Genomic DNA, 21927 nt, shown 5'->3' with positions numbered 1-21927 from the left:
CACCATGACAGCGTCTTGCAATGGCGCTGTGGCGACCCGCCATGCCGCTGTCGTCGCCTGGGGGCGTGCCGAAAACGACGCCTGTGGTAAAATTCGCGGTTCAACCTGAACAGCGAGCTCGATGATGGCCGAAACACCGCGACCGGCGGAGCACACCTCCAGCCTGAAGATCTACTTCCGGCTGCTGAGCTATGTGAAACCCTATGTCGGCATTTTCCTGCTGAGCATTGTCGGTTTTGTGATCTTTGCCTCCACCCAGCCCATGCTGGCCGGGATCCTCAAGTATTTCGTCGATGGGCTGAGCAACCCCGAAGCGGTGTTGTTCCCCAACGTTCCCTACCTGCGCGACCTGCAGCTGCTGCAGGCCGTGCCATTGCTGATCATCCTGATCGCCGCCTGGCAGGGCCTGGGCTCGTTCCTGGGCAACTACTTCCTGGCCAAGGTGTCCCTGTGCCTGGTGCATGACCTGCGCGTGGAACTGTTCAACAAGCTGCTGGTGCTGCCTAACCGCTACTTCGACAACCACAACTCCGGGCACCTGATCTCGCGTATCACCTTCAACGTGACCATGGTCACCGGCGCCGCCACCGACGCCATCAAGGTCGTGATCCGCGAAGGCCTGACGGTGGTGTTCCTGTTTGCCTACCTGCTGTGGATGAACTGGCACCTGACCTTGGTGATGGTCGCCATCCTGCCGGTGATCGCCGTGATGGTCAGCGTGGCCAGCAAGAAATTCCGCAAACAGAGCAAGAAAATCCAGGTGGCCATGGGCGATGTCACCCATGTTGCCTCCGAGACCATCCAGGGTTACCGCGTGGTGCGCAGCTTCGGCGGCGAGGCCTACGAGCAGCAGCGCTTCGGCAAGGCCAGCCAGAGCAACACCGACAAGCAGCTGCGCATGACCAAGACCGGCTCGCTGTACACGCCGATGCTGCAGCTGGTGATCTACAGCGCCATGGCCGCATTGATGTTCCTGGTGCTGTTCCTGCGCGGCGAATCCACTGCAGGCGACCTGGTGGCCTATATCACCGCCGCGGGCCTGCTGCCCAAGCCGATTCGCCAGTTGTCGGAAGTCAGCTCCACCATCCAGAAGGGCCTGGCGGGCGCCGAGAGCATCTTCGAGCAGTTGGACGAGGAGCCTGAGGTGGATGCCGGCACCGTCGAGAAGGACCGTGTGGAAGGCCGCCTCGAAGTGCGCAACCTGAGCTTCACCTACCCAGGCACCGAGCGTGAGGTGCTGAGCGACATCAGCTTCGTCGCCGAGCCTGGGCAGATGATCGCCCTGGTCGGCCGCTCGGGCAGCGGCAAGTCGACCCTGGCGGCGCTGATTCCGCGCTTCTACCACCACGACCAGGGGCAGATCCTGCTCGACGGCGTGGAAATCGAGCAGTACCGCCTGCGCAACCTGCGCCGGCACGTGTCGCAGGTGACCCAGCACGTCACCCTGTTCAACGACACCGTGGCCAACAACATTGCCTACGGCGACCTGGCCGGCGCCCCGCGCGCAGACATCGAAGCCGCCGCTGCCGATGCCTATGCCAAGGAGTTCGTCGACCGCCTGCCCAAGGGCTTCGACACTGAAGTGGGCGAGAACGGCGTGCTGCTGTCCGGTGGCCAGCGCCAGCGCCTGGCGATTGCCCGTGCGCTGCTGAAGAATGCGCCATTGCTGATTCTCGACGAGGCCACCTCGGCGCTGGACACCGAGTCGGAGCGGCACATCCAGGCCGCCCTCGACCACGTGATGCAGGGCCGTACCACGCTGGTGATCGCGCACCGCCTGTCGACCATCGAGAAGGCCGACCAGATCCTGGTGATGGACCAGGGCCGCCTGGTGGAGCGTGGCACCCACGCCGAGCTGCTTGCGGCTAATGGCCATTATGCCCGCTTGCATGCCATGGGCCTGGATGAGCCGGCCAAGGCCGATATCACCTGAACCCTCGCTGATCGGGGCCGCCATGGCCCCGATTGTCACGGGAATTTTCCAGGGCTGATCTGGCCGTAAAGCCGTCGCCTACCCTGTGCTAATATCCTGCCCCTGTTCACTATTGTCATATGGGTTACCCATGAAGTTGTCCATGCCGCGTTTCGATCAAGCCCCGGTATTGGTGGTCGGCGATGTCATGCTCGACCGCTACTGGCATGGCGGTACTTCGCGTATTTCGCCGGAAGCGCCGGTGCCGGTGGTCAAGGTCGACCAGATCGAGGATCGCCCCGGCGGCGCGGCCAACGTTGCCTTGAACATCGCCGCCCTCGGCGCGCCGGCGTCGCTGATTGGCGTCACCGGCCAGGACGAGGCCGCCGACAGCCTGGCCAACAGCCTGCAGGCTGCTGGCGTGCGCTCGGTGTTCCAGCGCATCGCGCACCAGCCGACCATCGTCAAGCTGCGGGTCATGAGCCGTCACCAGCAGCTGCTGCGTATCGATTTCGAAGAACCCTTCGCCACCGACCCGCTGTCGCTGGGCGCTGAAGTCGACAACCTGCTCGAAGGCGTCAAGGTGCTGGTGTTGTCCGACTACGGCAAGGGCGCGCTGAAGAACCACCAGAGCCTGATCCAGGCTGCCCGGGCCAAGGGCATTCCGGTTCTGGCCGACCCCAAGGGCAAGGATTTTTCCATCTACCGTGGCGCCAGCCTGATCACCCCGAACCTCAGCGAGTTCGAAACCATCGTTGGCCGCTGTGCCGACGAGGCCGAGCTGGTCGCCAAGGGCTTGCAGCTGCTGCAGGACCTGGACCTGGGGGCCTTGCTGGTCACCCGTGGCGAGCATGGCATGACCCTGCTGCGCAGCGGCCAGCCGGCGCTGCACCTGCCAGCGCGTGCCCGTGAAGTGTTCGATGTGACCGGTGCTGGCGACACGGTGATTTCCACCCTGGCAGCGGCCATTGCTGCCGGCGAGGACTTGCCCCACGCGGTGGCCCTGGCCAACCTGGCTGCCGGTATCGTGGTTGGCAAGCTGGGTACTGCCGCCATCAGTGCACCGGAACTGCGTCGGGCGATCCAGCGCGAGGAAGGTTCCGAGCGCGGTGTGCTGGGCCTGGAGCAACTGCTGCTGGCCATCGATGATGCGCGGGCGCACAACGAGAAGATCGTGTTCACCAACGGCTGCTTCGACATCCTGCATGCTGGCCACGTGACCTACCTTGAGCAGGCTCGGGCCCAGGGTGACCGCCTGATCGTCGCGGTCAACGACGATGCCTCAGTCAGCCGCCTGAAAGGGCCGGGCCGGCCGATCAACAGCGTTGACCGGCGCATGGCCGTGCTGGCGGGCCTGGGGGCTGTGGACTGGGTCATCAGCTTCCCTGAGGGCACCCCGGAAAACCTGCTGAGCCAGGTTCGCCCGGATGTGCTGGTCAAGGGCGGTGACTACGGTATCGACCAGGTGGTGGGTGCCGACATCGTCAAGGGTTACGGCGGTACGGTGAAAGTGCTGGGCCTGGTGGAGAACAGCTCGACCACGGCGATCGTCGAGAAAATCCGCAAGAACTGAGGTGGGGTTTGGGGCCGCCTTGCGGCCCATCGCGAGCTTTGCTCGCTCCTACCGGGCCGTGCGCGATGCCCGGAATACGCGATCCCTGGTAGGAGCGAGCAGAGCTCGCGATGGGCTGCAAAGCAGCCCCAGTACCCGCTATTTCTGCAATGACGTCCGGGCCCGCTCCAACAACGCCCGCGCCTTGTCGCCAAAGCGTTGCAGGTGCGTCGCCGGCGTTGCCTTGCGCTCCACCAACCCCTGCTGCTTCACCCAGTCCTTCCAGCGAATCCGCTCATCGGCTACCACCCAGCCTTCCTGAAGGGCAAAACTCTCGGCCAAATGCACCCCTCGGGTACTCGCCGGCACCAACTCATCCTTCTTCAAGGTGTACAGCTCGGCCTGGGGCTGGCCATCCTGCACCGGCATCAGATACAGGTCGGGCCGCTTGCGGTTCAGCCTTGCTACCAGCTGGTCACCCTCCAGGCGCTCATCGACATGGAACAGGCTGAGCTTCTTGGCTTCCTTGGGCACCTGCAGGCGCATGTCGTAGATCAATTGCAGCGATGCGGTGGGCAAGTGCACGTAGGCCCGTGGCCGCTCCAGCAGCATCAGGTTGGCGCAGTGTACCGGGCGGGCGGCGCCAGACTGTGGCGCGAGCACGAAGGCCAGGTCTTCGCGGTAATGCAGCGCGGACGCATACGGCGCGGGCAGCCAGGTTTCATGGAAGCGGCCGCTCAACCAACCTTCCGGTGTTTCCAGCAGGCACTCCTCGGCCACCTCCTGCACGGCAGTGTGCAGCGGCAGGTTGAGCTCCTGGGCGGGCACGTAGCCGGAAATCAGCTTCAGCACCACATCGCCCCGGTCCTGGCGGCGCTGGCGCACCAACACCCAGTAGTCACGGTGCTGCCAATGCAGGGTCAGGCGAACCGAAACCCCCAGGTTGGCCAGTTCGACCACGAAGCGCTGCTTGTCGGGCAGCTGGATGGCGCGGCGGCGCTGCTGGGTTTGGGCGAAATTCAGCGGCATGCCGATGCTCTGGTAGACCAGGCCTTCGGCCGTCGCTTCCACATGCAGGGGCAGTGTCTTGAAGTTGCTCGGGTTCTTGCGGATCAGCGTACGCGGCACGAGGCTCCTCCTTGCGTCGGGGCAGTCACCAGGCCCTCGGCGGAGGGCGGCGGCTCAATGCTGGCCCAGTATGCGGGCGACGGTGGCCACGTTATGGGCCAGGTGCAACGGGTTGATGGTGCCGACGATAGCACTGCTGACGCCTGGGTGGGCGAACAGCAGCTCGAAGCTGGCCTGCACCGGGTCGACACCGGGGGCAAGGCAGATATGCCCGCTGGCCAGCGCCTTCTTCACCAGGATGGCCTTGCCGTGTTCGGCAGCGTAGTCCAGTACCGGGCGTTCCGCCTGCTCGTTGAGGTTGTAGGTGACCATGGCGCAGTCGCCCTGCTCCAGGGCCTTGAGGCCGCCGGCCGCCGTCTTGCCGGACAGGCCATAGCCAAGAATCTTGCCTTCCTGCTTGAGCTCGGCCAGGGTCTGGTAGACCTCCTGTTGCTCCAGGATGGCCAGGTCGTTGCCATCGGAATGCACCAGCACCAGCTCGATGCGGTCGGTTTCCAGGCGGCGCAGGCTGCGCTCCACCGAGCGCCGGGTGTGGGCGGCGCTGAAGTCGAAGCTCGACTGGCCGTTGGCGAATTCTTCACCCACCTTGCTGACGATCACCCACTGGTCGCGCTGGCCACGCAGCAACGGGCCCAGGCGCTCTTCGCTGCGGCCATAGGCCGGCGCGGTGTCGATCAGGTTGATGCCCAGCTCGCGGGCCTGGGCCAGCAGCAGGCGGGCTTCGTCGTCATTGGGAATGGTGAAGCCGTTGGGGTACTTCACGCCCTGGTCGCGGCCGAGCTTGACCGTGCCCAGGCCCAGGGGCGATACGCGCAGGCCGGTGCTGCCCAGGGGGCGGTGAAAATCGTGCAGGGTCGGCAGGCTCATGGCAGCAGTTGCTCCCAGGCCGGCACGCCCACGGCTGGGCGTGGCAGGCCGGTGAGGTCTGCCTGGGCGGCCGGGCGAATGCCGTCGCGCTCAAGGTTGGCCAGTACCCGGTCGCTGAAGTCTGGCGCCAGCGCCAGCTTGGTCGGCCAGCCCACCAGCAAGCGTTGCTGCTCGGCGAGGAAGGCGTTGTCTGGGCGCACCAGGCCCGATTGGGCAGGTTCGGCGCGGTCGACACGCAGGGTGGCCCAGCGTACCTGGGCCTGGTCGACCCAGGGCAGCAGGCTGGCGATTTCCTTCTGCGCCACGGCAATCTGCGCCGCAGGCTCACGGGCCACGCCATCGGCTTCGGCGATATCGCCGCCCAGGTACCAGACCCACTGGCCGTCGGCGGCCGGGTGGGTGGTGACGGTAACCCGTGGCTTCGGCCCGCCACCCAGGCAATGGGCGTACAGCGGCTTGAGGTTCGGGCCCTTGGCCATGACCATGTGCAGCGGGCGGGTTTGCATCGCCGGCTGCTGCAGGCCCAGGGCGTGCAGCAGGCCTTCGGTGCCGGCACCGGCGCTGAGGACGATGCGCTGGGCGCGAATGTCGCGATCGTCCACGCGCAGGCCGACCAGTTCGTCGCCTTCGCGCAGGGGTTCGATGCGTTCACCGGCCAGCAGGCTGTCGCCGGCCAGTTCGGCCAGGTTGTTCAACAGGCTGGGCACGTCGATGACCAGTTCGGCCAGGCGGTACACCTTGCCCTTGAAGGCGCGGTCCTGCAGGGCAGGCGGCAGTTGCTCGCCCTTGACCTGGTCGACCCGGCCACGCACGGCCTTGCTGGCGAAGAAGCTGGTGAGGTTGCCGGCCAGGGTGCCGGGCGACCACAGGTAATGGGCGTCGGACAGCAGGCGGGTGTGGGTCAGGTCCAGTTCGCCGCTGCCGGCCAGGGCCTCGCGCCAGCGGCGGGGCATGTCGGCGATGGCTTCCGAGGCGCCGGTCAGGGCACCGTGCAGGGCGTACTTGGTACCGCCGTGGATGATGCCTTGGGACTTGATGGTCTGTTCGCCACCGAGGCTGGCGCGTTCCACCAGCACCGTCGAGTAGCCCTGGCGGCGCAGCCGGGCATTGAGCCAAAGGCCAGCGACCCCGGCGCCGACGATCAGCACGTCAGTGGAAATGGCGGATGGCATGGCGGTACCTCGAAGACTGGGACAGCTGCCGAGTATACAGGGTCAGGGTTGCTGTTGGCCCGGAGCGCCAGCACCCGCACCGTAATACCCTGTAGGAGCGGCGGTGCGGCGACCCGACTTGCCCTGCGAACACCGGCGCAGCCGGTGCCATGCACTGCGTCGCTTGCTTCGCGGGGCAAGCCCGCTCCTACAGGATTCTCAGTTAAATAAATCGCTCAATGCCCGGCCGTTTTGGAAAACAGCTGGATCACCACCACGCCACCGACAATCATCGCCATGCCCAGCATCGCCGGCACATCCAGCTTCTGCCCGTACACCACCAAGGCTGCCACGCTGATCAGGACGATCCCCAGCCCCGACCAGATCGCATAGGCGATCCCTACCGGAATACTGCGCACCACCAAGGTCAGCATCCAGAAGGCAATGCCGTAGCCGACCACCATCAACAGCAACGGCAACGGCGTGCTCAAGCCCTTTACGGCCTTCATGGAAGCCGTGGCGATGACTTCGGCGCAGATGGCGATGGCGAGGTAGGTGTAGGCATTCATGGCAGGATTCTCCGGTAACTGGGTGGGCATTCTAGGCCTAACCTGGATGCGGTAAAGTCATTACCTATCAACTACGGAGATAGCTTAATGGCCGAGCAGTGGAACCTGGAGCAATTGCGCACCTTTCTGCGCGTCGCCGAGCTGCGCTCGTTCTCGGCCGTGGCCCGCGAACAGCGCAAGGCGCAGTCGGCCATCAGCAACGCCATTGCCCTGCTGGAAACGGACCTGGGTGTCACCCTGTTCGAGCGCAGCAGCGGCCGGCAGCCGAAGCTGACCGAAAACGGCAGTGCGTTGCTCGAAGATGCCCGCGAGCTGTTGCGCCAGTGCGAGCGCCTGGATGGCCGCGCTGCAGCGCTGATGCGCGGGCAGGAAGCCTTGCTGCGGGTGGCGCAGGACGAGGCCATGCCCTACCAGCCGGTGATCGACAGCCTCGACGAGCTGGCCAGCCGCTACCCGTACCTGGAAGTGCAACTGGCCAGCGGCGCCCAGGGCGATGTGGCGCGCAAGCTGGTGGAACGGCGTGCCGACCTTGGGCTGTTCTTCCACCACGAAAGCATCCCCGATTCCCTGGAACGCCGCGTCCTGGGCAGTGTGGAAATGGTCACCGTGTGCGCCATCGGCCATCCGTTGGCCCGGGAGCTGCGCGTCACCTGCCAGCAGCTGGCCCGCCACCGGCAACTGCTGATTACCCCCCAGCAAAGCGGCTACCCCGGCAGCGAGGCCGCAAGCCCACACGTGTGGCGCGCCGACAGTTTCTACGCCATGGCCGAACTGCTGATGCGCGGCCTGGGCTGGGCCTGGCTGCCGCGCCATGTGGTGCAATACCCGACGTACCAGGCGCACATGGTCGAGCTCGACAGCGAATGGTGCCCGCCGGCACTGGTGGCCGAGCTTGCCTGGCGCCGCGACGAGCCCCTGGGCCCCGCCGCGCAGTGGCTGGCCGAGCGCTTTGCGGTGCACCTGCGCGCGATCGGGTAAACTCCGCCGCCATGAACAGAATCCTTTATACCTTGCTGTTTCACCTGGGCCTGCCGCTGGTTGCGCTGCGCCTGTACCTGCGTGCGCGCAAGGCGCCGGCCTACGGCCAGCGCATCGGCGAGCGCTTTGCCCGTAACCTGCCGGCTATGCGCCAGGGTGGAATCTGGGTGCATGCGGTGTCGGTCGGTGAGAGCATTGCCGCCGCGCCCATGGTGCGCGCCTTGCTCAAGGCCTACCCGGACCTGCCAATCACCCTGACCTGCATGACCCCAACCGGTTCCGAGCGCATTCGCGCGATGTTCGCAGACGAACCGCGCATCCAGCACTGCTACCTGCCCTATGACCTGCCGTGGGCCGCGGGGCGCTTCCTCGACCATGTGCGCCCGCGCCTGGGCATCATCATGGAAACCGAGCTGTGGCCCAACCACATCCACCAGTGTGCCCGGCGCGGCATTCCGGTGGCGCTGGCCAATGCGCGGTTGTCTGCCCGCTCGGCACGGGGCTATGCGCGCTTTGCCAAGCTGACCCGGCCAATGCTGGCCGAGATGAGCCTGATTGCCGTGCAAACCGAAACCGAGGCCCAGCGTTTCCGCGACCTCGGCGCCCTGCCTGGGTGCGTGCAGGTCACCGGCTCGATCAAGTTCGACCTCAAGGTCGACGAGCAACTGCTGCCGCTTGCCCGAGCGTTGCGTGGGCAATGGGACGCGGACAAGCGCCCGGTGTGGATCGCCGCCAGTACCCACGAGGGCGAGGATGCGCTGGTGCTCAAGGCGCATCAGCAACTGTTGCAGGTGCACGCGGATGCGCTGCTGATCCTGGTGCCGCGCCACCCCGAGCGTTTCGATGCCGTGCATGCCCTGTGCAGCCAGCAGTTCGCCACGGTGCGCCGTTCTGCCGGCACGCCGGTGGATGGGCAGACGCGGGTGTTGCTGGGCGACACCATGGGCGAGTTGCTGTTTCTCTATGCCCTGGCCGATATCGCCTTCGTTGGCGGCAGCCTGGTGGCCACCGGCGGGCACAACCCGCTGGAACCGGCGGCGCTGGCATTGCCGGTGATCATGGGGCCGCATGTGTTCAACTTCCTTGAAATCAGCGCGATGTTGCGCGAGGCGGGGGCGTTGCAGCAGGTGGATGATGCCGACGGGCTGGCCGAAGCGGTGCGACGGTTGGTCGAGCTGCCGCAAGATGCCCGGCACATGGGCGAGGCGGGCAGGGCGGTGATGCAGGCCAACCAGGGAGCGTTGCAGCGGTTGCTGGATGGGCTGGGTAAGCTGCTCGGCTGAGTGTTTTGATTGTGCTGATGGGCGCCGCTGGCGCGACGCATCGCGAGCTGGCGCTCGCTCCTACCGGGGTTGGGTAAACCTGTAGGAGCGAGCGCAGCTCGCGAAGTGCTTTTCAGTCAAGGACGGCGCTCGAAGTTCTTGGCCGCCGCCGCCGCCAGGTCCGGTGGCAGGAAATCGCGGTCGGGGTTGTAGTCCGGCTTCAGGTACCGCGCCAGGTCCTGCAGGTCTTGCGGGCTCAAGGTCCCGGCGGCCTGCTTGAGGCTCAGGTTGTCGAGGATGTAGTCATAGCGGCTGTTGTTGTAGTCGCGCACCGAGGTGTACAGCTGGCGCTGGGCATCGAGCACGTCGACGATGTTGCGGGTCCCGACCTGATAACCGATTTCGGTAGCCTCCAGCGCGCTCTGGTTGGAAATGATCGACTGCTTGCGTGCCTTGACCTGTTCCACATCGGTGTTCACCGCACGGTGCAGGTTACGGGTGTTTTCCGTCACCTGGCGGCGCAGGCTCTCACGCTGTTGTTCGCTCTGGCTCAGGCGCTGGTAGGCTTCGCGCACTTGCGAGCTGGTCAGGCCGCCGCTGTAGATCGGGATGTTCAACTGCAGGCCGATGCTGGTCTGCTCCACGTCACCGCTGTAGCGCACATTCTGCTGCGGCGCGGGGTTGGTGAAGCCCAGGCTGTCGTTGTCGCCCTTCTGGTACTTGGCCACCGCATCGAGCGTCGGCGCGTGGCCGGCCTTGCGCTGGCGCAGGGTTTCCTCGGCGGCGGACACGGCGTAGTTGGTGGCCAGCAGGTTGAGGTTCTGGCGCCCGGCGGTTTCCACCCAGGCCTTGGCATCATTGGGCGTCGGCACCTGTACCGGCAAGGTATGCACCACGCCCTGCAGCGAGTTGTACTCGCGGTTGGTGAGGGTGACCAAGGCCTCGAAGGCGTCCTGCACCTGGCGCTCGGCAATCAGCCGGTTGGCGCGCGCGGTGTCGTAGCTGGCCTGGGACTGCAGCACGTCGGTCTTGTCGGAAAGGCCCACATCGAAGCGTTCGTTGGACTGGTCGAGCTGGCGCTTGAAGGCCGCTTCCTCGGCCTTGGTGGCCGCCAGGCTGTCCTGGGCACGCAGCACCGAGAAATAGCTTTGCGCCGTTTGCAGGATCAGGTTCTGTTCGGTGGCCGACAGTTCCAGGGCGGCCTGTTCGTTCACCGCTTCTGCGGCCTGCAACTGGAACCAGCGGTCGGCGCGGAAGATCGGTTGCGCCAGGGTGGCGCTCCAGGCATTGCCGCTGCGGTTGGAGGTGATCGAAGGCTCGTCCAGCTTGGTGCGCGTGTTCATCATCTCGGCACCGGCCGACAGGTTCGGCAGCAAGCCGGCGCGGGCCTGGGGCACCACTTCGCGGCGGGCGCCATAATCGGCGCGTGCGGCTGCAAGATCGGCGTTGTTGTCCACCGCTTCGCGGTAGACGCTGACCAGGTCGGTCTTCACCGTCGAGGGCACATCCGCCGCCCAGGCCGTTGCGTGGTACGCACAAGACACGGCTATCGCCAGTGAGAGTTTGCGCAGCATAGGGGGCAATCCTTGTACGAAAAATAATTACTGAACTGTTGAGTATCGTCCGACGTGCCAGTGTAGTGCCATGGGCCCCCCGGCAACAATCGCCGCGTGCGCCTTTCATCCTGCTGCAAATTACCCGCTTGGCTTTGTCGGCCACTCCAGTCTAGACTGCGCCTGTTCTTGTCGGGGTGCCTTGAAGCAAAGGCTGAGATCGCATAGGTGCGGATCCCGTTGAACCTGATCAGGTTAGCGCCTGCGTAGGGAACAAGATTGCTCGCCTTCCCGGGGAGCCTCTTGTGCCAGGTCCGGGAATGTCTCAGCTGCTTGCAGCTCGTGGCACCTCGTCTTCGGCACTGCACTCGTCCATGGGTGCGTCCACGCCTTTCAGGTTCTCCCCCGACATTCCGCCCGCTAGGAAGCCGTCTGGAGAGCCTGTGATGACCAAACAAGAAAAAGCGATCAACCTCAGCGAATCGGCGCAAGTCGACCAGCAGTCCGTGCAACCGTTCCCGCGTTCGCGAAAAGTCTATGTCGAAGGTTCGCGCCCGGATATCCGCGTGCCCATGCGTGAAATCAGCCTGGACGACACCCCCACCGATTTCGGCGGCGAGTCCAATGCGCCGGTGCTGGTGTACGACACCTCCGGCCCCTACACCGACCCCAACGTGATCATCGATGTGCGCAAGGGCCTTGCCGATGTGCGTTCGGCATGGATCGAGGCGCGTGGCGACACCGAGCGCCTGGGCGGGCTGAGCTCCGACTTCGGCCAGCAGCGCCTGAACGACGCCGACCTTGCCAAGCTGCGCTTCGCCCACGTGCGCAACCCGCGCCGTGCCAAGGCGGGCGCCAACGTCTCGCAGATGCACTATGCCCGCCAGGGCATCATCACCGCCGAGATGGAATACGTGGCCATCCGCGAGAACATGAAACTGCAGGAATCCCGCGCCGCTGGTTTGCTTGACGAGCAGCACGCCGGCCACAGCTTCGGTGCCAACATTCCGAAGGAAATCACCGCCGAATTCGTGCGCCAGGAAATCGCCCGTGGCCGCGCGATCATTCCGGCCAACATCAACCACCCGGAAGTGGAGCCGATGATCATCGGCCGCAACTTCCTGGTGAAGATCAACGGCAACATCGGCAACAGCGCCCTGGGCTCCTCGATCGAGGAAGAAGTGGCCAAGCTGACCTGGGGCATCCGCTGGGGCTCGGACACGGTCATGGACCTGTCCACCGGCAAGCACATCCATGAAACCCGCGAGTGGATCATCCGCAACTCGCCGGTGCCGATCGGCACCGTGCCGATCTACCAGGCCCTGGAAAAGGTGGGCGGCGTTGCCGAAGATCTCACCTGGGAGCTGTTCCGCGACACCCTGATCGAGCAGGCCGAGCAGGGCGTGGACTACTTCACCATCCACGCCGGCGTGCTGCTGCGCTATGTGCCGCTGACCGCCAAGCGGGTCACCGGCATCGTCAGCCGTGGCGGCTCGATCATGGCCAAGTGGTGCCTGGCGCACCATAAAGAGAACTTCCTGTACACGCACTTCGACGAGATCTGCGAAATCATGAAGGCCTACGACGTCAGCTTCTCGCTGGGCGACGGCCTGCGCCCAGGCTCGATCGCCGATGCCAACGATGCCGCCCAGTTCGGTGAGCTGGAAACCCTTGGCGAGCTGACCAAGATCGCCTGGAAGCACGATGTGCAGTGCATGATCGAAGGCCCCGGCCACGTGCCGATGCAACTGATCAAGGAGAACATGGACAAGCAGCTGGAATGCTGCGACGAAGCGCCGTTCTACACCCTCGGCCCGCTGACCACCGACATCGCCCCCGGTTACGACCACATCACCTCGGGCATCGGTGCGGCGATGATCGGCTGGTTCGGTTGCGCCATGCTTTGCTACGTCACGCCCAAGGAGCACCTGGGCCTGCCGAACAAGGACGATGTGAAGACCGGCATCATCACCTACAAGATCGCCGCCCATGCCGCGGACCTTGCCAAGGGCCACCCGGGCGCGCAAATCCGCGACAACGCGCTGTCCAAGGCGCGCTTCGAGTTCCGTTGGGAAGACCAGTTCAACCTGGGCCTGGACCCGGACACCGCGCGGGCCTTCCATGACGAAACCTTGCCGAAGGAATCGGCCAAGGTCGCGCACTTCTGCTCGATGTGCGGGCCGAAATTCTGCTCGATGAAGATCACCCAGGAAGTGCGCGAGTATGCCGCCAAGATCGAAACCGTGGACGTGACGGTCGAGGCGGGCATGCGTGAGCAGGCCGAACGGTTCCGCCAGGAAGGCAGCCAGCTGTATCACAAGGTTTAACCACGTACTCACTCTGTTGTAGGAGCGGGCTTGCCCCGCGAAAGCGTCAGCGGCGCCAACGCGCTTGGCAGGCTTGACGCCTTCGCGGGGCAAGCCCGCTCCTGCACAGGGGGTGGCAGCAATCAATCATTCTTCCGGCGAACACAACAATGACATCACCCAGCCAATTCTCCCCCGACCACCCGGTCCCCACCCACCAGCGCATCTTCGGCGCCCGTGACCTGTTCTCGCTGTGGTTCTCCCTCGGCATCGGCCTCATGGTGCTGCAGGTCGGCGCCATGCTCGCCCCTGGCCTGGGCCTGGCGAACGCGGTACTGGCCATCGCCCTGGGCACTGGCGTCGGCGTGCTGCTGCTCGGCGCCGCCGGGGTCATCGGCAGCGACACCGGCCTGTCGGCCATGAGCACCCTGAAGCTCAGCCTAGGCCGCCATGGCGCCCGCCTGCCGGCACTGCTCAACCTGCTGCAACTGGTGGGCTGGGGCGCTTTCGAGATCATCGTCATGCGCGATGCCGCCAGCCTGCTGGGCGCGCGGGCGTTCGGCGAGGACAGTGCCTGGAACAGCCCGATGCTCTGGACCCTGTGCTTCGGCGCGCTGGCCACCGTGCTGGCGGTGAGCGGGCCGCTGGCATTCGTGCGCAAGGTCCTGCGCGCCTGGGGTATCTGGCTGCTGCTGGGCGCCTGCCTGTGGCTGACCTGGAACCTGTTCGCCAAGGCCGACCTGGCCGAGCTGTGGCAGCGCGCCGGGGATGGCTCGATGTCGCTGGCCGTGGGCTTTGACATCGTCATCGCCATGCCGCTGTCGTGGTTGCCGCTGATCGCCGACTATTCGCGCTTCGCCCGCAATGGCGGGCAGGTGTTCGGCGGCACGGTGCTGGGTTACTTCATTGGCAACACCTGGCTGATGAGCCTGGGCGTCGCCTACACCCTGGCCTTCGCTGCCAGTGGCGAAGTCAACGCGCTGCTGTTGGCCCTGGCCGGCGCCGGCATGGGCCTGCCGCTGTTGCTGATCTTGCTGGACGAGTCGGAAAAGGCCTTTGCCGATATCCACTCGGCCGCTGTTTCCACCGGTGTGCTGTTGCCGCTGAAGGTCGAGCACCTGGCCTTGGCCATCGGCGTGCTGTGCACCCTGATTGCCTTGCTGGCGCCGCTGGCCCAGTACGAGAACTTCCTGCTGTTGATCGGCTCGGTGTTCGCGCCGCTGTTCGGCGTTGTGCTGATGGACCACTACGTGGTTCGCCGCCGCCGCCTGCCAGCCCAGGTCGATGGCTTGCACTGGCAGGCGCTGCTGGCCTGGGCCGTGGGCGTGGCGGCGTACCACATCATCGCCGCCAAGGCCCCGGAGCTGGGCGCGACCCTGCCGGCACTGCTGCTGGCAGGTGGGCTACACGGGCTGCTGAGCCTCAGCCGCGGCCGGGAAACAGTTCGGGCTTGAGGACGCCGTTCAGGCGTGGGTAGGGTATCTTCAATTCCACGTGGCCCATGGAGTAGGGCGCGATGGCATAGACCTCGTACTTCACCACCACCGCGCCGTACGTCAGGGCGACGTGCGGCGAGCGCTTGAAGGGCCAGGTTTTGACGAACTCGGCGTCCTTGTCCATGCCCACGCTGATCTGCCAGGCGCGGTGCGATTCCTCGACGGTCTTCCAGAACGTCTCTTCCTGGCCCGGCAGCAGCATGTCCTGCAGGGTCAGCACCTTGTCCAGCTTGCGCGAATAGTTGATGAAGCCGCGCCCCGGCATGCCGTGGGCGCCACCGCTGTCGAGGTAGCTGGACAACTCGACGATCACCAGGCCGTCATGCTGCTCGCGTACCTTGGCTTGCAGGTAGCTGCTGTTGCGTTTGTCGGCACTGGCCAGGAACTGCTGCTCATAGGCCTGCAGGGTGGCCGGCGCGGTGCCATGCTGATTGTCTTCGGTCAGCTGCAGCAGGCGCTGCTCGACAATCGCATCGAGCTTGGGCAGGGCCGGAAAATGGACCATGTCGATGTTCACCAACGGGCAGTCCTGTGCGTTGCAGCCGGGTTTGACATGCTCCCAGGCGTCGCGCTTGACCTCCAGCGGGGCCCGGTAGTTGGGCGCGAACAGGCTCTGGCAGGCGCCAAGGGCGAGTGCCAGCACGGCCACGGAGGTCAGTTTGACAAGTGTCATGATGATCCTTGCAGAACAGGGAAAAGTCGGCCTTTGACCGTCTGCGCGGCCTTCGGTTCGCCACTAAGCTAACAGAGAGAAGACGCGCTGTCCCCAGTGGGCGAACGGTTGCCGGAAAGGGGTGAAACGGGCAACCGTGCGGAGTAGGATGGCGCGAAGCGGTAATCAAGCTGTTGCTGTAGCCATGAGGATTTCCATGTCAGACACGTTGAATTCGGTGCCCAAGGCGGTTGAGATCGCCGAGCGGGCCAACTGCTTCAAGGGCTTCTACAAGCTCGACAAGGTGCGCCTGCGCCACGAATTGTTCGCCGGCGGAATGGGCCGCGAGATCAGCCGTGAGCTGTTCGTGCGCCACGATGCCGTCTGCGTGCTGCCTTACGACCCTCTGCGCGATGAAGTGGTGTTGATCGAGCAGTTTCGCGTCGGTGCCCTGGGCAAGATCGACAACCCTTGGCTGATCGAGATGGTCGCCGGGCTGATCGACAAGGCCGAGGAGCCCGAGGAAGTTGCCCACCGCGAGGCCGAGGAAGAAGCCGGGCTGAGCATCAGCGCCCTGTGGCCGATCACCCGCTACTTCCCTTCGCCCGGCGGCAGCGACGAATACGTGCACCTGTTCCTGGGCCGCTGCAGCAGTGCAGGCGCCGGCGGCCTGCATGGCCTGGAAGAAGAGGGCGAGGACATCCGCGTGCGCGTGTGGTCGTTCGACGACGCACTGCAGGCGGTGCGCGACGGCCGGATCTGCAATGCGGCAACCATCATCAGCCTGCAATGGCTGGCACTGAACAAAGACGAAGTTCGAGGTATGTGGAAGTGAACCTGCTGCGTGAGCGTTATCGGGTCGACCTGGCCGGGCTGCAAGCCGCCTGCGAGGCCAACTACGCCCGGCTCATGCGCCTGCTGCCCGACATGCGTACCACCCAGAGCTCGCGGCGCATCGGCATGACCCAGGGCGACCAGATGCTCGGTGTGCTGGCGCTCGATGTGCTGCTGGCCTGCCCGTACACCACCACCTTGCGCGTGCGCCAGGAGCACAGCCTGCCCTGGCTGCCGGTGCCGCACCTGGAAGTGCAGGTGTACCACGATGCGCGCATGGCCGAAGTGATCAGCGCCGAACACACCCGGCGTCTGCGCAGCATCTACCCGTACCCCAACGAAGCCATGCACCAGCCGGACGAAAAAGCCCAGCTGAACCTGTTCCTCGGGGAATGGCTCAGCCATTGCCTGGCGTGTGGCCATGAATTGGCCAGTGTGCGCTGAAATGTGAACGGGGTCGGCTTCGGGTGTTTGCTCGAAACCGATCCACCGCCATAATCGGGGCATAAACCGTTCGAGGAGACGGCCGTTGCCGCACCCAGACCCCTTCCCGGCACCCGTGCATGTGGTGCAACTGACCGATGCCCACTTGTTCGCCGACCCGGCAGGCACGCTGCTGGGCCTCAATACCCGTGACAGCCTGCGCCATGTGGTGGCCCAGGTGCGCCGCGAGCAACCACGCATCGACCTGCTGCTGTGCACGGGCGATTTGTCCCAGGATGGCAGCGTGGCGTCCTATGAGGCGTTTCGCGGGCTGACTGCTGAGCTGGCGGTGCCGACTCGCTGGTTGCCGGGCAACCACGATGAAGCCAGGGTGATGGCCCAGCTGGCGCCCGATTTGGTCGAGGCGGTTACTGATGTCGGGGCCTGGCGCGTGGTCATGCTCAATACGGCGGTGCCGGGTGCCACCCATGGGTTTCTCGAGGCGGACCAACTGGCGGCGCTGGACCAGGCGCTGGCCTCGGCAGGCGAGCGGCATTGCCTGGTGTGCTGCCATCATCAGCCGGTGGATATCGGCTGCGCCTGGATTGCGCCGATCGGTTTGCGCAATGCCGATGAACTGCTGCAGCGCCTGCGCAGTTATCCACAGGTCAAGGGTTTGCTCTGGGGGCATATTCACCAGCCGTGGGATGAACAGCAAGGCGGCCTGCGCCTCTTGGCCACGCCGTCGACCTGCATCCAGTTCGCGGCGGGCAGTGAGGACTTCAAGGTCAGCGAGGAGCACCCAGGCTACCGCTGGATGCGCCTGCATGGCGACGGGCGGCTGGAAACCGGGGTGGAGCGGGCCATCGATTTCGAAGTGAAGCTGGACTTCGACAGCCCCGGGTACTGAACTACCCAAAGCGCACACTTTCCCCCTGTAGGAGCGAGCACAGCTCGCGATGGGCTGCGAAGCAGCCCCGGCGTTCTAGACTGCGAAGCCGAAGAACCCCCGGGGCCGCTGGCGCGCCCCATCGCGAGCTACGCTCGCTCCTACAGGGGCGTGTGTGCAAGCGGGGGTTTGAAGAAATTGTTGCGAGATTGGCCAAACGGCGCCAACACCCGGCGAACACGCTACACTGCGCGTCCCTGCGCCTGCTCCATCGGGCGCGAAGCCACAGATTCCGGGGGCAGCATGTCGGGTTCCATCCTCTATATCCATGGCTTCAACAGCTCGCCGCTGTCCACCAAGGCGCGCCAGCTCGACGCGGTAATGCAGCAACTGGGGCTTTCGGCCCAGCTGCGTGTGCCCGCCTTGCACCACCACCCGCGCCAGGCCATGGCCCAGCTCGAAGCCGCCATTGCCGAACTGGGCGCGCCGCTGCTGGTCGGCAGTTCGCTCGGCGGCTACTATGCCACCTGCCTGGCTGAGCGCCACGGCCTCAAGGCTCTGCTGATCAACCCGGCGGTCGCCCCGCACCAACGCTTCGACGGTTACCTGGGCAGCCAGCGCAACCACTACAGCGGTGAAACCTGGGAGCTGACCCTGGACCACGTGCAGGCCCTGGCCGAACTGCAAGTGCCGGCGCCGGCCGACCCGGGCCGCTATCAAGTGTGGCTGCAAACCGCCGATGAAACCCTGGACTACCGCGACGCCCAGCGCTATTACCAGGCCTGCGCCCTGCGCATCCAGGCCGGTGGCGACCACAGTTACCAGGGCTTCGCCGAACAGCTGCCAGGCCTGCTGGCATTTGCCGGCATTGCGCGGCAGCAGTATGCGGCGCTCGATTTTTCTGTATTTTGACCTTTTTGCATTCACCAGACTGACGACGAGAACCCATGGCCAATCCCAGCGCTAGCGCCTATAACGCAGACGCCATCGAAGTCCTCTCCGGCCTTGACCCGGTGCGCAAGCGCCCGGGCATGTACACCGATACCAGCCGGCCGAACCACCTGGCCCAGGAAGTCATCGACAACAGCGTCGACGAAGCCCTGGCTGGTCATGCCCGCTCGGTGCAGGTCATCCTGCATGCCGACCACTCGCTGGAAGTGAGCGACGATGGTCGCGGCATGCCGGTGGATATCCACCCGGAAGAGGGCGTGTCGGGCGTCGAGTTGATCCTCACCAAGCTGCACGCCGGTGGCAAGTTCTCCAACAAGAACTACCAGTTCTCCGGCGGCCTGCACGGCGTGGGCATTTCGGTGGTCAACGCCCTGTCGACCCAGGTGCGCGTGCGCGTCAAGCGCGACGGCAACGAATACCAGATGACCTTCGCCGACGGCTTCAAGGCCAGCGAGCTGGAAGTGGTCGGCACGGTCGGCAAGCGCAACACCGGCACCAGCGTGTACTTCAGCCCCGACCCGAAATACTTCGACTCGGCAAAATTCTCCATCAGCCGCCTCAAGCACGTGCTCAAGGCCAAGGCTGTGCTGTGCCCGGGCCTGTTGGTCAGCTTCGAGGACAAGGCCAGCGGCGAGAAGGTCGAGTGGCATTACGAAGACGGCCTGCGCTCCTACCTGGTCGACTCGGTCAGCGAGTTCCAGCGCCTGCCCGACGAGCCGTTCTGCGGCAGCCTGGCCGGCAACAAGGAGGCCGTGGACTGGGCCCTGCTGTGGCTGCCCGAAGGCGGTGACAGCGTTCAGGAAAGCTACGTCAACCTGATCCCCACCGCCCAGGGCGGTACCCACGTCAATGGCCTGCGCCAGGGCCTGCTCGATGCCATGCGCGAGTTCTGCGAGTTCCGCAACCTGCTGCCGCGTGGGGTCAAGCTGGCGCCCGAAGACGTCTGGGAACGCATTACCTTCGTGCTGTCGATGAAAATGCAGGAGCCGCAGTTCTCCGGGCAGACCAAAGAGCGCCTGTCGTCCCGCGAGGCCGCAGCGTTCGTTTCCGGGGTGGTCAAGGACGCCTTCAGCCTGTGGCTCAACGCCCACCCCGAGCTGGGCATGCAACTGGCGGAACTGGCCATCAGCAACGCCGGCCGCCGCCTGAAGGCGAGCAAGAAGGTCGAGCGCAAGCGCATCACCCAAGGCCCGGCCTTGCCCGGCAAGCTGGCCGACTGCGCCGGGCAAGACCCCATGCGTGCCGAGCTGTTCCTGGTCGAGGGTGACTCCGCCGGCGGGTCGGCCAAGCAGGCCCGCGACAAGGAGTTCCAGGCGATCCTGCCGCTGCGCGGCAAGATCCTCAACACCTGGGAGGTCGACGGCGGCGAGGTACTGGCCAGCCAGGAGGTGCACAATATCGCCGTGGCCATCGGTGTCGACCCGGGCGCTGCCGACCTGTCGCAGCTGCGCTACGGCAAAATCTGCATCCTCGCCGACGCCGACTCCGACGGCCTGCACATCGCCACCTTGCTCTGCGCCCTGTTCGTGCAGCATTTCCGCCCGTTGGTCGAGGCTGGCCACGTGTATGTCGCCATGCCGCCGCTGTACCGTATCGACCTGGGCAAGGAAATCTACTACGCCCTCGACGAGGCCGAGCGTGACGGCATCCTCGACCGCCTGGTGGCCGAGAAGAAGCGCGGCAAGCCGCAGGTCACTCGATTCAAGGGCCTGGGCGAGATGAACCCGCCGCAGTTGCGCGAAACCACCATGGACCCGAACACCCGGCGCCTGGTTCAGCTGACCCTGGACGACCTGGCAGGCACCACCGAGATCATGGACATGCTGCTGGCCAAGAAGCGCGCTGGCGACCGCAAGAACTGGCTGGAAACCAAAGGTAACCTCGCCGAGGTCCTGGTTTGATTCGTCTGCTGGTCGCAGCCTGCCTGGCGCTGGTTGCCCTGCCGAGCCTGGCGGGCAACTGGCCGGAGCTCAAGCTTCAGTCCGAGCATGTGATCGATGGCATGCGCGGTGGCAACCTGTCTGGGCTGGCTGCGTGCCGCGGCGGGTTGTGGGGCGTTTCCGACCGGGATGACGACCGTATCTACCGCTTCGACCAGCAAAACGACCTGTGGCGCGCCCAACCCCTGACCTTCACCCCGCCGGCACCACCGGAAAGCGGTTTGCCCTGGGGGCTGAAGTCGCGCAACTGGGCTGTGTCCTACGTGCGCGGCGGGGAGCTGGATTACGAAGGCATCACCTGCGACCAGGCTGGCAACCTCTACCTGGTCAGCGAGGCCCACGCCGGCGTGCTGCAGGTGCCTGTCGAAGGCGAGCCGCAGTGGTTGAAGATCGACCCGGTGATGGTGCGCCAGGCCCGTGCCAGCGGCATGCTGCTGAACTTCAACGCGCTGTTCGAGGGCGTGGCGATCAACCCGGCGGGCGACCGCCTGTGGCTGGCCGCCGAGCGCGAACGCCGTGGCCTGGTGGCCATCGAGCGGCAACAGTCGGTGTGGACCTGCGGGCGCAGTTGCGTGTTGCTGAGCGAAGCCGGGGTTGAGATGCAACCGGCGCAGATGCCCGAAGCCCGCGCCGTGTCACGGGACTTTGCCGACCTGGCCTGGTTCGAAGGCAAGCTGTTCACCCTGGAGCGCAACGCCTATCGCATCTGCCGGCGTGACAGCAACAGCGGCAAGGTCGAGCGCTGCTGGTCGTTCGCTGCCGATGCGCTGCAGCCCCAGCGCCGCTACAAGCAGCCCTTCGGCCTGGCCGAAGCGCTGGTGATCGACACCAAGGGTGCCTGGATTGGCCTGGACAACAACAACGGCGCCCGCGCCGATGGTGAAACCCGGCCGGTGGTGTACCGCTTCGAGGCGCCCCAGGGCGGCTGGAGCGCCAACCCATGAGCCAGCCACCGGGCAAGCGCGCGGGCAAGGTGCTGATGATCGTCGCCTGGGCGGCGGCGTTGTTCCTTGCCACGCGCTTCTTCGGCCAGTGGGAGGAGCGCGAGCGCAACCCCAACACGGTGGTGCAGTCTTCCCGCGGCGATGGCTATATCGAGGTGCGCCTGCTGGGTAACGGCCAGGGGCATTTCGTGGCTGACGGTGCGATCAACGGCCAGGTGGTGCATTTCATGCTCGACACCGGTGCCACCGACGTGGCGATTCCCGAGGCGATGGCCGCCGACCTGAACCTGGCGCGGGGCAGCCCGGTGGTGCTGAGTACCGCCAATGGCCGCACCGAAGGCTACCGCACCCGGCTCGACACCTTGCAACTGGGCGATATCCGCCTGCAGAACGTGCGCGCCCTGGTGGTGCCGGGCCTGGATGGCCAGACCGTGCTGCTCGGCATGAGCGCCCTGAAACAACTTGAATTTACCCAGCGCGGCGGCACCATGCTGCTGCGCCAGAACCTGAAATGACGAGG

The 21927-nt window shown here is 65.4% G+C and carries 19 protein-coding genes and 1 riboswitch; of the genes, 13 read left to right on the top strand and 6 right to left on the bottom strand.

Translation table 11 applies throughout. The annotated features are described in order from the left end of the window. Positions 1-124: 124 nt before the first annotated feature. Together msbA and hldE are read left to right on the top strand one after the other, a co-directional pair. Positions 125-1933 carry a lipid A export permease/ATP-binding protein MsbA gene (msbA, locus tag F3J45_RS20720; RefSeq protein ID WP_167067111.1) on the top strand — a complete coding sequence of 603 codons (1809 nt, stop codon included), beginning with the start codon at positions 125-127 and terminating at the stop codon, positions 1931-1933. A gap of 130 nt (positions 1934-2063) precedes the next feature. Beyond that, positions 2064-3485, top strand: a complete 1422-nt coding sequence (hldE, locus tag F3J45_RS20715; protein WP_167067108.1) for a bifunctional D-glycero-beta-D-manno-heptose-7-phosphate kinase/D-glycero-beta-D-manno-heptose 1-phosphate adenylyltransferase HldE — start codon at positions 2064-2066, stop codon at positions 3483-3485. A 138-nt stretch (positions 3486-3623) separates the two neighbouring features. Here hldE and F3J45_RS20710 read toward each other — a convergent pair whose 3' ends face one another. The 4 genes from F3J45_RS20710 to F3J45_RS20695 all read right to left on the bottom strand — a co-directional run bounded on the left by F3J45_RS20710 (position 3624) and on the right by F3J45_RS20695 (position 7179). Then, positions 3624-4592: a metal ABC transporter ATPase gene (locus tag F3J45_RS20710; protein ID WP_167067105.1), complete on the bottom strand. Its 969-nt coding sequence runs from the start codon at positions 4590-4592 to the stop codon at positions 3624-3626. 54 nt (positions 4593-4646) lie between these two features. After that, complete coding sequence (locus F3J45_RS20705) at positions 4647-5459, bottom strand: aldo/keto reductase (protein WP_167067102.1); 813 nt, start codon at positions 5457-5459, stop codon at positions 4647-4649. Continuing rightward, complete coding sequence (locus tag F3J45_RS20700; RefSeq protein WP_167067099.1) at positions 5456-6631, bottom strand: FAD-binding oxidoreductase; 1176 nt, start codon at positions 6629-6631, stop codon at positions 5456-5458. The genes F3J45_RS20705 and F3J45_RS20700 overlap by 4 nt, the downstream gene beginning before the upstream one ends. Positions 6632-6846: 215 nt before the next feature. Beyond that, the gene (locus tag F3J45_RS20695) at positions 6847-7179 is read right to left on the bottom strand and encodes a multidrug efflux SMR transporter (protein ID WP_054887895.1); all 333 of its coding nucleotides are present in this window, start codon (positions 7177-7179) and stop codon (positions 6847-6849) included. Positions 7180-7266: 87 nt separating this feature from the next. Here F3J45_RS20695 and F3J45_RS20690 point away from each other — a divergent pair, with 87 nt between their 5' ends. Together F3J45_RS20690 and waaA are read left to right on the top strand one after the other, a co-directional pair. After that, positions 7267-8157, top strand: coding sequence for a LysR family transcriptional regulator (locus tag F3J45_RS20690; RefSeq protein ID WP_167067096.1), 891 nt, complete (start codon positions 7267-7269; stop codon positions 8155-8157). Between the two features lie 11 nt (positions 8158-8168). Then, entirely contained in the window at positions 8169-9440 is a 1272-nt protein-coding gene (gene waaA / locus F3J45_RS20685; protein ID WP_167067093.1) for a lipid IV(A) 3-deoxy-D-manno-octulosonic acid transferase, read from the top strand. Between the two features lie 116 nt (positions 9441-9556). Here the strand turns inward: waaA and F3J45_RS20680 are convergent, their stop codons facing one another. Next, positions 9557-10993, bottom strand: coding sequence for a TolC family outer membrane protein (locus F3J45_RS20680; protein WP_167067090.1), 1437 nt, complete (start codon positions 10991-10993; stop codon positions 9557-9559). 162 nt (positions 10994-11155) lie between these two features. Continuing rightward, a riboswitch (TPP riboswitch) is annotated at positions 11156-11262 on the top strand. 156 nt (positions 11263-11418) lie between these two features. Between F3J45_RS20680 and thiC the strand changes: the two genes are divergently transcribed. Together thiC and cytX are read left to right on the top strand one after the other, a co-directional pair. Next, on the top strand, positions 11419-13299 hold the full coding sequence (gene thiC, locus F3J45_RS20675) for a phosphomethylpyrimidine synthase ThiC (RefSeq protein ID WP_167067087.1): 1881 nt from the start codon (positions 11419-11421) through the stop codon (positions 13297-13299). Between the two features lie 149 nt (positions 13300-13448). Next, positions 13449-14732 (top strand): putative hydroxymethylpyrimidine transporter CytX, encoded by a 1284-nt coding sequence (gene cytX, locus F3J45_RS20670; protein ID WP_167067084.1) that lies wholly within the window; start codon positions 13449-13451, stop codon positions 14730-14732. Here the strand turns inward: cytX and F3J45_RS20665 are convergent. After that, positions 14701-15447, bottom strand: coding sequence for an RsiV family protein (locus F3J45_RS20665; RefSeq protein WP_167067081.1), 747 nt, complete (start codon positions 15445-15447; stop codon positions 14701-14703). The two genes, cytX and F3J45_RS20665, sit on opposite strands and share 32 nt — an antisense overlap. A 196-nt stretch (positions 15448-15643) precedes the next feature. On the opposite strand from F3J45_RS20665, the gene F3J45_RS20660 reads away from it, so the two are divergent. The 7 genes from F3J45_RS20660 (at position 15644) to F3J45_RS20630 (ending at position 21922) form a co-directional block, all read left to right on the top strand. Beyond that, complete coding sequence (locus F3J45_RS20660; RefSeq protein WP_167067078.1) at positions 15644-16261, top strand: NUDIX domain-containing protein; 618 nt, start codon at positions 15644-15646, stop codon at positions 16259-16261. Continuing rightward, positions 16258-16704: a DUF1249 domain-containing protein gene (locus F3J45_RS20655; protein ID WP_370526437.1), complete on the top strand. Its 447-nt coding sequence runs from the start codon at positions 16258-16260 to the stop codon at positions 16702-16704. Before F3J45_RS20660 ends, F3J45_RS20655 begins: the two co-directional genes overlap by 4 nt. An 85-nt stretch (positions 16705-16789) precedes the next feature. Then, complete coding sequence (gene cpdA / locus F3J45_RS20650; RefSeq protein ID WP_167067072.1) at positions 16790-17593, top strand: 3',5'-cyclic-AMP phosphodiesterase; 804 nt, start codon at positions 16790-16792, stop codon at positions 17591-17593. 282 nt (positions 17594-17875) lie between these two features. Continuing rightward, positions 17876-18484, top strand: a complete 609-nt coding sequence (locus F3J45_RS20645; RefSeq protein ID WP_167067070.1) for a YqiA/YcfP family alpha/beta fold hydrolase — start codon at positions 17876-17878, stop codon at positions 18482-18484. A gap of 35 nt (positions 18485-18519) precedes the next feature. After that, complete coding sequence (gene parE, locus F3J45_RS20640) at positions 18520-20424, top strand: DNA topoisomerase IV subunit B (RefSeq protein WP_167067067.1); 1905 nt, start codon at positions 18520-18522, stop codon at positions 20422-20424. Continuing rightward, complete coding sequence (locus tag F3J45_RS20635; protein WP_167067064.1) at positions 20421-21407, top strand: esterase-like activity of phytase family protein; 987 nt, start codon at positions 20421-20423, stop codon at positions 21405-21407. The genes parE and F3J45_RS20635 overlap by 4 nt, the downstream gene beginning before the upstream one ends. Next, complete coding sequence (locus F3J45_RS20630; protein WP_167067061.1) at positions 21404-21922, top strand: TIGR02281 family clan AA aspartic protease; 519 nt, start codon at positions 21404-21406, stop codon at positions 21920-21922. The genes F3J45_RS20635 and F3J45_RS20630 overlap by 4 nt, the downstream gene beginning before the upstream one ends. Positions 21923-21927: the final 5 nt, after the last annotated feature.

The sequence above is a fragment of the Pantoea sp. Ap-967 genome (assembly GCF_011752565.1).
In the GTDB taxonomy this organism is placed as follows: domain Bacteria; phylum Pseudomonadota; class Gammaproteobacteria; order Pseudomonadales; family Pseudomonadaceae; genus Aquipseudomonas.
This window is presented reverse-complemented; position numbering and strand designations above follow the sequence as displayed.

Bases quoted from the DNA above. Each gene is read 5' to 3' on its own strand.
- msbA (WP_167067111.1), top strand. From the start codon at position 125: ATGGCCGAAACACCGCGACCGGCGGAGCACACCTCCAGCCTGAAGATC.
- hldE (WP_167067108.1), top strand. From the start codon at position 2,064: ATGAAGTTGTCCATGCCGCGTTTCGATCAAGCCCCGGTATTGGTGGTC.
- F3J45_RS20705 (WP_167067102.1), bottom strand. From the start codon at position 5,459: ATGAGCCTGCCGACCCTGCACGATTTTCACCGCCCCCTGGGCAGCACC.
- F3J45_RS20700 (WP_167067099.1), bottom strand. From the start codon at position 6,631: ATGCCATCCGCCATTTCCACTGACGTGCTGATCGTCGGCGCCGGGGTC.
- F3J45_RS20695 (WP_054887895.1), bottom strand. From the start codon at position 7,179: ATGAATGCCTACACCTACCTCGCCATCGCCATCTGCGCCGAAGTCATC.
- F3J45_RS20690 (WP_167067096.1), top strand. From the start codon at position 7,267: ATGGCCGAGCAGTGGAACCTGGAGCAATTGCGCACCTTTCTGCGCGTC.
- waaA (WP_167067093.1), top strand. From the start codon at position 8,169: ATGAACAGAATCCTTTATACCTTGCTGTTTCACCTGGGCCTGCCGCTG.
- F3J45_RS20680 (WP_167067090.1), bottom strand. From the start codon at position 10,993: ATGCTGCGCAAACTCTCACTGGCGATAGCCGTGTCTTGTGCGTACCAC.
- thiC (WP_167067087.1), top strand. From the start codon at position 11,419: ATGACCAAACAAGAAAAAGCGATCAACCTCAGCGAATCGGCGCAAGTC.
- cytX (WP_167067084.1), top strand. From the start codon at position 13,449: ATGACATCACCCAGCCAATTCTCCCCCGACCACCCGGTCCCCACCCAC.
- F3J45_RS20665 (WP_167067081.1), bottom strand. From the start codon at position 15,447: ATGACACTTGTCAAACTGACCTCCGTGGCCGTGCTGGCACTCGCCCTT.
- F3J45_RS20660 (WP_167067078.1), top strand. From the start codon at position 15,644: ATGTCAGACACGTTGAATTCGGTGCCCAAGGCGGTTGAGATCGCCGAG.
- F3J45_RS20645 (WP_167067070.1), top strand. From the start codon at position 17,876: ATGTCGGGTTCCATCCTCTATATCCATGGCTTCAACAGCTCGCCGCTG.
- parE (WP_167067067.1), top strand. From the start codon at position 18,520: ATGGCCAATCCCAGCGCTAGCGCCTATAACGCAGACGCCATCGAAGTC.
- F3J45_RS20630 (WP_167067061.1), top strand. From the start codon at position 21,404: ATGAGCCAGCCACCGGGCAAGCGCGCGGGCAAGGTGCTGATGATCGTC.